The organism is Candidatus Streptomyces philanthi, from assembly GCF_059553635.1.
In genome coordinates, this window is record NZ_JCANQV010000170.1 from 1 (window position 1) to 13,045 (window position 13,045).

The 13,045-nt window shown below is 69.9% G+C and carries 11 protein-coding genes and 1 pseudogene; 3 read left to right on the forward strand and 9 right to left on the reverse strand.

The window, feature by feature from the left end; genetic code table 11:
• Positions 1–120: 120 nt before the first annotated feature.
• Complete coding sequence (locus AC51EU_RS19480) at positions 121–693, reverse strand: cupin domain-containing protein (protein ID WP_496268279.1); 573 nt, start codon at positions 691–693, stop codon at positions 121–123.
• Between the two features lie 489 nt (positions 694–1,182).
• Positions 1,183–1,533 (reverse strand): DoxX family protein, encoded by a 351-nt coding sequence (locus tag AC51EU_RS19485; protein WP_496268280.1) that lies wholly within the window; start codon positions 1,531–1,533, stop codon positions 1,183–1,185.
• Positions 1,534–1,650: 117 nt separating this feature from the next.
• Here AC51EU_RS19485 and AC51EU_RS19490 point away from each other — a divergent pair, with 117 nt between their 5' ends.
• On the forward strand, positions 1,651–2,559 hold the full coding sequence (locus AC51EU_RS19490) for a LysR family transcriptional regulator (RefSeq protein WP_496268281.1): 909 nt from the start codon (positions 1,651–1,653) through the stop codon (positions 2,557–2,559).
• Between the two features lie 126 nt (positions 2,560–2,685).
• Here the strand turns inward: AC51EU_RS19490 and AC51EU_RS19495 are convergent, their stop codons facing one another.
• The 4 genes from AC51EU_RS19495 to AC51EU_RS19510 form a co-directional block, all read right to left on the reverse strand.
• A complete protein-coding gene (locus AC51EU_RS19495; RefSeq protein ID WP_496268282.1) occupies positions 2,686–5,073 on the reverse strand; it encodes a virginiamycin B lyase family protein in 2,388 nt (795 codons plus the stop codon).
• A 503-nt stretch (positions 5,074–5,576) separates the two neighbouring features.
• Positions 5,577–6,314, reverse strand: coding sequence for a phosphotransferase family protein (locus AC51EU_RS19500; RefSeq protein WP_496268283.1), 738 nt, complete (start codon positions 6,312–6,314; stop codon positions 5,577–5,579).
• A 227-nt stretch (positions 6,315–6,541) separates the two neighbouring features.
• Positions 6,542–6,964: a hypothetical protein gene (locus AC51EU_RS19505; protein WP_496268284.1), complete on the reverse strand. Its 423-nt coding sequence runs from the start codon at positions 6,962–6,964 to the stop codon at positions 6,542–6,544.
• A 141-nt stretch (positions 6,965–7,105) separates the two neighbouring features.
• Entirely contained in the window at positions 7,106–8,338 is a 1,233-nt protein-coding gene (locus AC51EU_RS19510) for a GNAT family N-acetyltransferase (protein ID WP_496268285.1), read from the reverse strand.
• On the opposite strand from AC51EU_RS19510, the pseudogene AC51EU_RS19515 reads away from it, so the two are divergent.
• Positions 8,334–8,552: pseudogene (locus tag AC51EU_RS19515) on the forward strand (SAM-dependent methyltransferase); the annotation flags it as partial. The gene AC51EU_RS19510 and the pseudogene AC51EU_RS19515 overlap by 5 nt on opposite strands.
• 139 nt (positions 8,553–8,691) lie before the next feature.
• On the opposite strand, the gene AC51EU_RS19520 reads toward AC51EU_RS19515, so the two are convergent.
• Together AC51EU_RS19520 and AC51EU_RS19525 are read right to left on the reverse strand one after the other, a co-directional pair.
• A complete protein-coding gene (locus tag AC51EU_RS19520) occupies positions 8,692–10,245 on the reverse strand; it encodes a GMC family oxidoreductase (protein WP_496268286.1) in 1,554 nt (517 codons plus the stop codon).
• Between the two features lie 199 nt (positions 10,246–10,444).
• Positions 10,445–10,963 (reverse strand): MarR family winged helix-turn-helix transcriptional regulator, encoded by a 519-nt coding sequence (locus AC51EU_RS19525; protein WP_496268287.1) that lies wholly within the window; start codon positions 10,961–10,963, stop codon positions 10,445–10,447.
• A 57-nt stretch (positions 10,964–11,020) separates the two neighbouring features.
• Here AC51EU_RS19525 and AC51EU_RS19530 point away from each other — a divergent pair, with 57 nt between their 5' ends.
• The gene (locus AC51EU_RS19530) at positions 11,021–11,797 is read left to right on the forward strand and encodes an alpha/beta fold hydrolase (RefSeq protein ID WP_496268288.1); all 777 of its coding nucleotides are present in this window, start codon (positions 11,021–11,023) and stop codon (positions 11,795–11,797) included.
• 267 nt (positions 11,798–12,064) lie between these two features.
• On the opposite strand, the gene AC51EU_RS19535 is transcribed toward AC51EU_RS19530, so the two are convergent.
• On the reverse strand, positions 12,065–13,045 hold a 981-nt coding region (locus AC51EU_RS19535), incomplete at its 5' end, for a Dyp-type peroxidase (protein WP_496268289.1).

Consider the following 13,045-nt stretch of genomic DNA (forward strand, 5'->3'; position numbering starts at 1 on the left):
GCTGGTGATCTTCGGCCGCCGTGCGACGTGTCGTCGGCGGTCGGCGAAACCTCGGAGCAGGTGCCGGGAGATCCTCCGGAGGCCGACCTCGGGACCGCCTCCAGAGGTTCTCCCGTGCGGTCAGCCGCGGTTCGGTGCGGGCGCGTTCGACGCTTCGTACTGCCCGTCCAGCAGGACGAACAGCATGCGGCACGGTTGGCCGGACCGGTTGGACCATGCGTGGTTGGTGCCGCGTTGCACGACGACGCTGCCGGGTGCGAGGGGTACCTCGGAGTCGTCGAGCACCAGGGTGATCTCGCCCTCGATCACGATGCCGTAGTCGACGGTTTCGGTGCGGTGCATGAGCGGGTGCGGCGCGTCCGTGCCGACGGTGGAGGCGTCCTCGCCGCCGATCTGGGTGAAGACCTCCTTGGCGCGTGAGGTGTCGAGGGGCTCCTCGGGCTCGGGCGGGAAGTCGACGAAGCGGATACGGGTGCCGTGCGGGGCGGGGGCCAGGGTGAGGGGCCCGGTGGTCGGGTCCGGCCCGTTGTCGATGACCACCGGGGACGTGGCGGTGCTCCACACCTCGTGGAAGACGCTTCCGGCGGCTGCGCCGAGTTCGACGACGGTGGGCAGTGGTCCGTCACTGGTGACGACGGCTTTGCCGTGGGCGTCGTGCCCGGTCACCACGCGGTGCAGGGGGGGAAAGCTCATGGTTCCTTCTTGGTCGCAGAGGGCGCAGCACGGTACCACCGGACTGCTGGTCGGCGCGTCCGGTGGCCGTGCGTCCGCCCCGGTTCAGGTGTGTTCGGGCGGGGCGCGGGCGGCGGGTCGCTCACCGGCTGGTCCGCGCCGCCGGTGGGGGCTCGCCGACCGTGCCGCCCGTGGGGCCTTCACACGGCGCGGGGGCGGGTGAAGGCAGCTTGCCGCTGAGACCGCCGTAGGCGGAGAAGGAGCCGCCCATCGACATGCCCAGGTGCGCGACCGTCAACCGCCGGGCCGTCGGCGCCCGATGCCGTCAGGGGTCCTCGGGTGGGCATTGAAGGCCGATCAAGCCATGGGCTGTTGAGCGGCGCGGGCCGGGCGATCCGACCGGCCCGCGGCTGTGTCCTGAACGGCGTACGTCGGCCGGCGGACGTGCTGTGGGAACGACGACTTCGGTTGGCCCTGCCGGTCATGGCTTTCCGCACCGCCCTCTGACGTCTATCGGACTACGGCGAGGACGAGAGACGCCGCGGCCAGAGCCAGACAGCTCGCAGGGAAAGCGATGTTGTGATGGACGCGAGCACGGACGTGTGCGGCCAAGGCGCCGATGAAGAACAGGACGAGCCCTGTAGCGGCAGCGACGCCGATGACCGGGACCCCCATGAGCCCGAGGAGGAGACCGGCGGCACCCGCGGCCTTGAGCGCGGCGAGCCACGGGAGCCAGGTCGGTGGGAGATCCACCTCGGCCGAGTTGGCGAGGACGAACTCGGCCCGCAAGAAGTCCGCGACGGCGATTCCGGCGTTGGCCAGGACGGTGATGACGGTGATGATCGCGTAGGCGGTGAACATGTGCCCTGTCCTTCGGTCGAGCGCGTGGTGAGTCCGGCGAGCCCCGCTCGCTCACCTCGACAAGCCTCCCCCGAGCCCTTGAGCGGCGGCCAATACCTGCTCCTATAACCTGGAAGCATGGATGTGGACACGCGGCTGCTGCGCTACTTCGCCGCTGTGGCGGAGGAGGGGACTCTCACCCGCGCAGCGGAACGGCTGTTCGTGTCCCAGCCGGCGCTCACCAAGCAGATCAGGCAACTGGAGACCCGGCTCGGAGTGCGACTGTTCACGCGGTCCCGCACCGGCATGACGCTCACGGAGCCGGGCCGGGCCCTGGCGGAGCGGGTGCCCGTCCTGCTGGCCGACTGGGACCAGGTGGCGCGGGAGACCAAGAGTGCCGCCAGCCGGGCAGCCCGCACGCTGCGGGTCGGCTTCATGGCCAGCGCCGCCAACGAGGCCACGCCCCACATCATCGCGGAGTTCACCCGACGCCGGCCGGGCTGGCGGGTGGAGATGCGGCAGGCCACCTGGTCGAATCCGAGTGCCGGACTCGCTGACGGGGACGTCGACGTCGCCCTGCTGCGCCTGCCCTTCCCCGGCCACGACGCACTGCGCACGGCGACGCTGTTCACCGAGCCCCGCTGGGTCGCACTCCCCGAGGGGCACCCTCTCACCGCGCGCGACGTGGTCCCCTTCCGGGAGCTGTGGGACGAGCCGTTCGTGGCCGCACCGCCTGAAACGGGCTGGTGGCGGGAGTACTGGCTGGCCGCCGACGAACGCGACGGCCATCCGGTCCGCGTCGGCGCCGTCACCGACCAGCCGGACGACTGGCTCAGTGCCCTCGCCAACGGCTACGGCATCGCCCTCGCCCCCGCATCCGCCGCCCGCTTCTACGCCCGCCCCGGCATCACCTACCGCCCCGTCAGCGGCGTCAGCCCCAGCCAGGTCGGCGTCGCCTGGGCCTGCGCCGACGACACCAACCCCGTGGTCCAGGACTTCATCCACTGCTGTTTGGAAAGACCGTGGCCCGAGGAGATCACCACCTGATCACACAGCCGACGCTTCGGCCGGTGATTGTCGACGACGCGGGCACGGGCTCACGCGCCCACCGGACGCGCGGCCCATCCGGGAGCCCCCACGGGAAACCGAAGTTGCGGATGTGGACCACCCGGATCAGCGCGTACCCACATCCAGTGTCCAGTAGTGCTGGATTTCGGTGCTGCCCGGCGGTCGGGCCTGGTGGTAGTAACCCACGCCGGCTTCCAGGGCCGCGCAATTGAGGATGAGATTGCGGTGCGCCCAGTGCCATGCCGAGTCCCTCTGCATCCAGTACTCCACTGCCTGAGCAGGACTGGGGGCAGGCTCGGGCTGCCCCCACTGGAAGTAGACGTTTTCTGCACGGAAGGTGTGGTAGCCCGCAAGGTCCATGGGTTCGCCGTTTTCCCATACCAGTTTCCCGTCAGGCCCCCGATGCATGTTCGAGTCCTGCTGGACCTGGGCGCTGGGAACGGTGGACAGGTAACTGCTGTGGTCGTACGCGATGTTCCTGAGCTGCTGGGAGGGCTGGAAGGGGTTGGGACAGCCGCTCAACTTCGCTTCTCCCTGCGGATCGGGTTCCAGAAGGGGATACAACTCCGGGTGCGTCCGTGCGCGGTTGACCAGGTCGAAGAGCTCTTGCTCCAGCGGATTCGGCGTGGGGCTGACGCCTGAGGTGATCTGTCCGATCCTGCCGCTGGCATACTCGGCGAACCACAGGTTCCCGTCCGGTCCGGACGCGATGCCGAACGGGTGGCCGTCCGCGGTGGGCAGTGGGTATTCGGTGACGGAACCTATTGAAGTGATCCGTCCGATGCGGTTGCCCGTGGACTCGGTGAACCACACGTTTCCGTCGGACCCGGACGCGATGGCGTACGGGGAACTGCCGGGGTTGGGCAGTGGGTACTCGGTGACGGATCCCGTCGAAGTGATCCGTCCGATCCGGTTGCCCCTGGACTCGGTGAACCACAGATTCCCGTCCGGGGCGGCCACGATGCCGGTCGGCCCGCTGTCGGGGGTCGGCAGGGGGAATTCGGTGACGGACCCCGCGGGAGTGATCTGCCCGATCTTCCCGCCCCAGTATTCGGTGAACCACAGGTTTCCGCCCGGTCCCGCCACGATCCCCAGCGGGCGACTGCCCTCGGTGGGCAAGGAGAATTCGGTGGTGGTCCCGCCCGGAGTGATCCGCCCGATCTTTCCGTCCCAGTACTCGGTGAACCACAGATTGCCGTCGGGCCCGGCCGTGATGCCGAACGGGAAGGCATCCGAATGGGGCACACGGAATTCGGTGATGTCCCCGGCCGGAGTGATGCGTCCGACCATACCGCCGAAGTACTCCGTGAACCACAGATTGCCGTCGGGCCCGGCAGCGATACCGAACGGGAGGCTGACCGCGGTGGGCAGCGGGAATTCGGTGACGGACCCTGTCGGAGTGATCTGTCCGATCCGGCTGCCGGTGGACTCGGTGAACCACACATTGCCGTCCGGCCCGGCCGTGATCCCGAGCGGATGGCTGTTCAGTACGGGCAAAGGATATTCGGTGATGGACCCGTCCGGGGTGATCTGGCCGATCACACCGTTGTCGTACTCGGTGAACCACAGGTTCCCGTCCGGTCCTACGACGATCCCGGTCGGCCCGCTGTCCGCGGGAGGCAGGGAGAATTCGATGACGGACCCGCCTGGAGTGATCTGCCCGACCTTGCCACCGAAGTATTCGGTGAACCACAGATTCCCGTCCGGCCCCGCCACGATCCCGGAGGGCTGGCTGCCCGCAGTGAGCACGGGATGCTCGGTGATCTCCCCGCCCAGGGTGATCCGTCCGACCTGGTTACCGGAGCCCTCGACGAACCACAGGTTGCCGTCGGGCCCGGCCGCGATGTCCCACGGGGAGCTGTCCGAGCTGGGGATGGGGTGTTCTGTGATGTTCCCGCTCGGGGTGATCCGTCCTATCCGGTTGCCGGTGGACTCGACGAACCACAGGTTGCCGTCCGGGCCGGCCGTGATCCCCGTCGGCCCGCTGCCCGCGTCGGTCAGCGGGTGTTCGGTGATGGACCCGTCCGGGGTGATCCGTCCGATCACACCGTTGTTGTACTCGGCGAACCACAGATTGCCGTCCGGCCCGGCCGTAATACCCCATGGGAAGCTGTTCGGGCTGGGGACGCGGTATTCGGTGATGGCTCCAGCTGGGGTGATCCGCCCTATCATGCCGCTGTCGTATTCGGTGAACCATACGTTCCCGTCCGGGCCGGCCGTGATCCCCGTCGGCCCGCCGTCCGGGGTGGGCAGGGAATATTCGGTGATGGCTCCACCTGGGGTGATCAGCCCGATCAAACCCCTGTCGTACTCGGTGAACCACAGATTGCCGTCGGGCCCGGCCGCAATGTCCCAGGGGTAGGGGGAGCTACCCGGGGTGGGCAGGGTGTATTCGGTGACGATTCCGGGGACGGCTGCGACCGATGCGCCTGTCCGGAGGGAGTTCGGCGGACGGCCTCGGCCAAGGCCGTGCGGGGTGAACGGTGTGGGCATGGAAAAACCTCATCCGCGTCCAACGCGGCACCAGCTCCAGTACAGGGGTGTCGCCGCGGCGTGGTTGCCGAGCCGGGCCCGGTGCTGAGCGGCGGCGCCGACATGGAGATGTGCCGTTTGTGGTCGCATCCCTTTGCACGCACCGTGTGGGACGAGCACGGCTGGGGTTCGACACCCGTACTGCTTCCACTTTCAGCGTGTTACCCCGTGTGGGTGATCGCAACTTGCGCGGCTCCGCCCGGCAGATGTCGAGGCAGGACCTGGCCGCATGTCAAGCCGCCTCGTACCCAGGAATTCCTCACGTCCGCGGAGCCCTCGCATCGCCCGTGGCTGGGATATCCACGACGACATCCATCACGCGTTCGTCACCTTCGGCTGCGCCGTCATCTGCTGAGTACGGCTCCGCACCGCACTTCGTCGGGAGCAGTGGCTGGCGATGTGCTGGAAAAGATGCCCTCGTCGATGCGTCCCAACGCACTCGCAGCAGCCGGGCGCGCGCGTTCTCACATCCGGGATCTCAGCACGTCGATCTCGCATCCCGGGGCGGACGGGTCGAAGCCGTGCTCGGCCAGCCAGCGGATCGCCAGCAGGCTTCGCAAGGACCACCATGCGCGGATGACGTCGAGGTCGATGTCGGTGCCGTAGCCGGCGACGACGTCGCTGAGGTGTTCCTCGTGTCCGAGTGTCAAGGTGGCGAGGTCGAACAGGGCATCTCCCTGGCCCGCCTCGGACCAGTCGATGATGCCGGTGACCTTGTCGCGGTCGACGAAGACGTGCGCGATCTGCAGGTCGCCGTGTGTGAATGCCGGAGTCCACGGGCGGAGTGCGGCCTCGGCGACCCGGCGGTTGCGGGTGACCAGGTCGGCGGGTAGGAAGCCGTTCGTGACGAGCCACTCGCACTCGCCGTCGAGCTCCGCCGCCAACCCGTCGAGGCTCCGGCCGGGCCAGGGCGGCAACGGCGCGTCGTGCAGCTGCCGGAGGGCGGCACCCGCCGCGGCCCACGCCGCCGGCGACGCGGCCGACGGCTCGCCGAGGCGGCCGAGTGCCGTCCCCCGGACCGCGGCGATCGCGAGGACGGGCGGCTTGCGCCACAGGATCTCCGGGGTGGGGACCGGCGCCAGGGCCATCGCCTCGACCTCGACGTCGATGCGCGTTTGATCGGTGTCGACCTTCAGGAACACGTCGCCGACGCGCAGGGTCGCGCGCTCGGAGTGGGCGACGACGACCTTGACTTCATCCATGGCGACCAGTATCCGGGGACGAACGCCGACGTTTCCGGGCTTTCGCCTGCGACGGCGCGGCCGACCGCATCCCACCACCCGGCAGCGTCGCGCACGATACCGAACGGGATGTGGCAGGGCGCCGGCACTTGCTCCGCGAGGAGATCGGCTGTGCGCAGCGGAGTGCGGAGGGCACTGACCGGCAACGACAGTGCGGTTGAGACGGCACGGTGACCTGTCGCATCACGTCAATCCTCCTCGCGCAGAAGGATTCCGTAGTCGTCTTCGTTGTCGTCGCCCTTGCCTATGAGGGGCAGGGACAGCTTCTCCCGCATTCCCTCGAAGCGGACCTCGACCGACACACGATCGGCCGGCTCGCTGAAGTCCGCGGTCATGGGTTTCTCGGTGGCGGTACGCCATTTCTTCACCCATTTCCGGGCGGGCCCCTGCGGGTCCTCGTCCTCCGCGAGTTCGGCGAGACCTTCCGGGTCCCCGGACTGGATGCGGGCCAGCACATGCTCCAGCGCGGACAGCGTTCCCGGAGTCGGAATTCCGGTGACGCTGAGCTGGAGGTTGGTGATGCCGTCCTTGGCCCGCTGGGGTGTTTTGTCGCAGGCGCCGAGGAGCACGATTGCCGCGAGCGCGCAGACCGCTGTCCGTGCGTTTTTCAACTGCGGCTCCGGGGCCGGATGATGCTCACTGCGGTGATGTCCTTCTGCTTGAGCCATGGGTCGAGAGGGGTGTGGTCGTGCGCGCGCCGTCCGTGCTGGGCGGCGTCAAGCCCAGGGTGCCAGGCATTCGGCGGGCGTGCGTCAGAACCAATGCACGCAGTGCGGAATACGTTCGGCGCGGAAAAGGGCGTCGGCGAGGGCGGCCGCGCCAGGGTGGTGGGCCCGGATGTGTCCGGCACGTACGAGGGTGCTCGGGGCGGTGCCGCCGAGGTAGACCGAGCCCAGGTCCCTCACGTCCAGGGACAGGTCGGGCTCCCGGTCCGTGGGGACGCAGTCGGCCTTGCCGTCCTGGACGGTCAGCAGGTAGCGGCCGTGCTCGCCGAGGAACGGGTCGTCGACGTCGAGGACGAGTGCGCCGTCCGTGAACCAGCCGCGCGCGGTCAGCGCCCGGGGGACGTCCAGCAGACGTACCCAGAGCCAGTCGGTGTCGCCGCTCACCTGGCCGGCGCGGAAGTCCGCGAGCTGCCGGCGCAGCGGGTGCTCGGGAGGGAAGTGCTTGAAGACGACCTGTGTGACCAGGTCGTGTCCGAGGACGAATCGGGCCAGGGCCGTGAAGACGGCGTCGTCGGTGGCGATGGTCTCGTCGACCGTCAGGGTGCCCGACTCGACCGCGTAGCCGGCGTACCCGTCCGGGACGCCCTCGGCGCCACGGTGGACGGCGACGTAGCGTGGCGTCGGAGCGACCGGGGGCTGCCCCGCGCCCAAGGCCCACCAGCGGTGCGGCCGGGACAGTGCGCCGGGCTGCGCGCGGCGGTACCGGTCGTAGACCTCTTCCAGGATCTCCCCGCACTCGGCACGCCGCAGCAACTCGACCGAGCCGGTGCCCGGTCCGGCCTCCCGGGCGCCGGCCGCTCCGCGCGCCCGGGGGAGGGCGAAGGCGGCCCGGTGACGCGGTACCGTCAGCCGCCGCGTGGAGGTCGCCGGCCCGTAGCCGAACCTGCCGTAGATCAGGGTCTCGGAGGCCAGCAGTACGGAGAGGAATTCCCCTTGGGCCCGCAGCTCGCTGAGCTGATGCCGCATCAACGCGGTGAGTACGCCCTGGCGTCGGTGCGAGGGCAGGACACCGACATGGGTCACCCCTGCGGCCGGAACGAGGATCTCGCCGGGCAGCGTGAGCTCGAAGGAGTACGCCCCGGCGGTGCCGACGGGCCGCCCGTCCGTCGTCAGGGCGAGCAGGCTGCGGTCCGTTTCCAGCGCCGCCCACCACACCCCGCCGCCATTCTCGTTCGGGGTCTCCGGGAAGAGCCCGAAAGCGGCATGAAGCGTGTCGACGAAGACGTCGAGATCCTTGTCGGTCGTAGGACGGATCTTCATTGCTGAACAATGGCGATACGACTGGGAGCAGCCCTACACGCGCGACCAATGGCTGAACCTGCTCCCCACCACGGGCGGCCTCACGCAGCTCCGCCCCGGCCAACTGGCCGAGATACTGGGCGCGGTCGGGGACGCCATCGATTCCCTGGGCGGACGCTTCACGATGAACTACACCACCTTGGCCGTGACCGCCGTACGCTCTGACGCCGTCTGAGTCCATCCGCCGGTTCGTCGCCCAACGGGAAATCCGCGTGGACAGTCGACGCTCTGCGGAGCGTCGGCGGAGTGTGGCCAGTCGCGTGAGCGGCCGTTGGCGGGTTGATACGTGTGCCGAGGTCGTGCCGTCCGTCGGATTACCGGCCCGAGACGAGGTCGGCCGCCTTCTCCGCGGCCATGATCGTGGGGGCGTTGGTGTTCCCGCGTGGCACGGTCGGGAAGACCGAGGCGTCGGCGACCCGTAGGCCCGTTACGTCGTACACGCGGAGTTCGGGGTCGACCACGGTGCCGATGGCGCAGGTCGAGGTGGGGTGGTAGAGCGTCTGGCCGGAGTGCCGCGCCCAGGTGAGGAGGTCCGTGTCGGAGCCGGAGGCCGGCATGTCGCCGTACGGGGCCGTGGTGACGTCGGCAACCGCCCGTTGGGCCGCGATGTCCAGAGCGGTCCGGATTCCCGCGATGATGCAGGAGCGGTCCTCGGGAGTCGTCAGGTAGTTGTGCACGATCCGGGGGGCGACGTCCGGGCGGGGGGAGCGCAGCGTCACCGTGCCGCGGCTGGTCGGGGCGAGGACGCACGGGCCGAAGGCGAAGGCGTGTTCGGTGGCCGGGCCGAGTCCCTCCTGGTGGAAGGGGACGGGGGCGGCGTGGAACTGGAGGTCCGGGGCGGGCAGGTCGTCCCGGCTGCGGAAGAACCCGCCGGTCTCGGCGAGGTTGGAGGTCAGCGGGCCGCGCCCCTCGCTCCGCAGCAGCGCGGCGTTCTCCGGGCTCGCCGCGCCGATCAGCGATTCGGCGCCGGTACGGAAGTTCAGCAGCGTCATGTAGTGGTCCTGGAGGCCCTGGCCGACCGGCAGATCGCGTACGACGTCGATGCCGCAGGCGGACAGGACACCGGCGGGCCCGATCCCGGACAGCATCAGCAGCTTCGGGGACTCGTAGGCGCCCGCGGAGAGGATCACCTCGCGCTCGGCGCGGACCGTCCCGACGGTGCCGCCCCGCTTCACCTCCACGCCCGTCGCCCGGCCGCCCTCGATCACCACACGGTGTGCGCGGGCGGGGGAGAGCACGGTGAGGTTCGGCCGTCCGAGGGCGGGATGCAGATAGGCGACGGCCGCGCTGCACCGCATGCCGTCGCGCTGGGTGAGCTGGTAGCGCCCGACGCCGAACTGTGTGGCGCCGTTGAAGTCGTCGTTCTCCCGGTGCCCGGCCTGCACGGCGGCCTCCACGAAGGCCGCCGCGAGCGGGTGCCCGGACCGGCCGTCGCTGACCGTCAGCGGCCCGCCCACGCCGTGGAAGCGGTCCTCGCCGCGCTGGTTGTCCTCGGAGCGCCGGAAGTACGGCAGCACGTCCGCGTACGACCAGCCGGTGGCCCCGGCCGCGGCCCAGCCGTCGTAGTCGGCGTGGTTGCCGCGGATGTAGATCATCGCGTTCATCGAACTGGTGCCGCCGAACATCTTGCCCCGGGGCAGGTACGCCCGCCGCCCGCCGATGCCCGGCTCGGGCTCGGAGTCGAGGTCCCAGTCCAGGCCGGACTTGAACAACTGGGGGAAAGCGGCCGGAACATGGATCTCCCGCGCGGTGTCCGGACCACCCGCCTCGATCACCGCGACCCGGACATCGGTGTCCTCCGACAGCCGTGCCGCCAGCACACACCCCGCGGAGCCGGCACCGATGACGACGTAGTCGTAGCTGCTCATTCCGTCCCCTTTGGTGGGAGCGCGTGTGGGCGCGGGCGGGAGAGTACGCGGTGGTGCCGGCGGCCGCGTCAGGGTGCCCGATGCCGTGCCCGGCGGCGGGGCGGACGCGCCGGATCGAGGGTGCCCGGGGGCCGGGGTGATCGGCAAGGGGGCCTCGTCCTGGGGATGCGCCGACTTGACGGCGTCCGGCCCGAATTCCCTACGTGGGGTCAGGAGTCATGCCATCGCCCCCATCAGGCGCGGCTCGGTCGACGTCGTCATTGCCCAGGAGGTCCAGGAGGCGGGAGAGGACGCGGAGGCAGGCGTCGACATCGGCGTCGGTGAGGTCGCCACCGACCTGGCGCAGAACCGCGCGTTCGCGGTCGATCACAGTGGCGATGGCGGTCTGGCCCTGTGTGGTCAGCCGGATGAGGGACGACCTCTTGTGGGCCGGATTGGGGGCGGACTCGGCCAGTCCTCGCGCGGCCGCCTCATTGACCATGCGCTGCACGAACTGGCGGCTGAGCGCCTGGGCCCGGCCCATCTGGGGGACGGTCATGGGGCCGTGCTCGCGGAGCATGCTGAGCACGGCCCGCACCCCCACCGAAAGCCCCTCGGCGGACACGTCCTGTTCCACCTTGCGGTGCGTACACCGGTAGAGCGGTCCCACCAGGTCGAAGACCTCGGTCAGCCGGTCGGTCAGTTCCTCGGACGCCATGTCGTGCTCTGATGCGCTCACCTCGCCATGATGACACCTTGGTTGCCATTTGCTCGCGACAATGACACCTTGGTTGTCATGAATGATCTGTTCTGGCTCGACACCGGTACCGGTCGCCCCCTCGTGCTGCTGCACGGTGGCTTCCTCGACCACACGATGTGGCACGCCCAGATCCCCGCCCTCGCCTCGCGGTACCGCGTCCTCGCCCCGGACGCCCGCGGCCATGGACGGTCCGCCAACGCCTCCGCACCGTTCCGGCACGCCGACGACCTTGCCGCGCTGCTGCGCCACTTGGGCACCGGCCCGGCGATCCTCGTGGGCGTCTCCATGGGGGCCGGCACCGCGGTCGACACCGCACTGGAACACCCGGAACTCGTTCGCGCTGTGGTCGTCACGGGCGCCGGTACCAGCGAGCCGTACTTCACCGACCCCTGGACCACCCGAACCTGGGCCGCGTGGCAGTCGGCGATGGCCGCCGGTGACCTGGACGCCTCGGTCGAGACGTTCACCGGCTTCGGTGCGGGACCGCACCGCACTGTCGATGACCTCGACCCCGAAGTCCTCGGCCGCCTGCGCGAGATGACACGGCGAACGTTGTCCAAGCACACCGCCGGCGAACCCGACGTGCGCATTCCGGTCCGCGACACCTGGAGCCGGGCGGCCAAGATCGATGTCCCTGTCCTTGCCGTCAACGGGGCCATCGACTCACCCGACCACATCGGCATGGCCGAACGTCTCGCCCGCACCGTGCCCAACGGGCGCGCCGTCTCCATCGAGGGAACCTCCCACTACCCCAACATGGAACGCCCCGACGCCTTCAACGAGATCCTCGAAGGTTTTCTCCGTACCCTCTGATCACACCGCCGAATTTCTGGCCCCTGACCGCAGATTGCCGGGTGGGGCGATCGGTTTGTCTCCTGTGCATTCCCTTGCGGGCCGGTCTGGGGCTGGCGGGACCTGCCCGCGGCGGCGTCGCTCTCTTCTCCGGGCGCTTCCGGGTGGAGTCCCGTCAGGTACCTCGTGGTCGAGCAGCACCAGGTGTACGTCACAGCGGAACTCCGCCGGTGGCAGTAAGCCGCTGAAGTGGGGTGCGCCCATCGTCCACGGGGCTTCCCTGAAACCTCAGAGCCGTTCGCCGAGAGTCCCGCCCCGTAGGACGCCGGGCAGGACATAGGCCACGGCGGAAGCCCGGTGGTCGGTGAAGGGGGTCAGGGCGTCGCGGGAGGCCAGGCGGGTCTGGACGCGGGTGAAGAGGGCCGGGTCGCGCATGAAGGCGCAGAACAGCAGGCCGCGGTCGTCCGGGGCGTCGTCGTAGCTGTAGCTGCGGCGGAGCATGCGGGCGCCCTTGTCGAGGCGGGGGTTGGTGAGGCGGATGTGGGCGGTGAGGGGGATGACGTAGGAGCCTTCCGGGTGCTTGGCGTAGATGTCCGGGTCGTCGTGTTCGGCGGTGCCGGTGAGGGGGACGCCGGTGTCGGCGTGGCGGCCGATCATCATGTTCTGCCGGGCCCGGGGGAGTGCGGCGAAGCCGCCGACGTCCATACGGATCTTGCGGTAGACCAGGATGGTTCCGTTGCGGTGGGGGCCTGGTGGGCCCCAGACCCACTGTCCGGCGGACTTCTCGTCGGGGTTGGCGGTGCCGTCCTTGAAGCCGAAGAGGTTGCGGGGGGTGGTGCCCGGGGGCGTACGGGGCAGGAATCCGGACTGGGTCCAGCGCGGGACGGCCCCGGCGTTCCTCGCGGCGGTGGTGGCCAGTTCGGCGACGACGCTCAGTGTCCAGCGGTCGTCGGCGCACAGTTGGAGGAGCAGGTCGCCGCCGCTGTGTGCCGGGTCGAGGTGGTCGCCGGGGTACGGCGGCAGATCGGCGAGCGCGGCGGGTACGTGGAGGCCGAGGCGGGACGCCAGTGCGGGGCCGACGCCGACCACGGAGGTGAGGCGGGCCGTGTCGCCGCTCCGTAAGCGCGGATCGGGCGGCGGGGCGGAGAGCGTGCGGGTGAGGCCGCCGAGGATGTCGCGCAGCGTCTTCCGGTCCGCGGTGCGGGACGTCGTCGGGACGTCGAAGGCGAGTAACTGGGTGACGGGTTGCTGAGGTGCCGTCACGCCGGC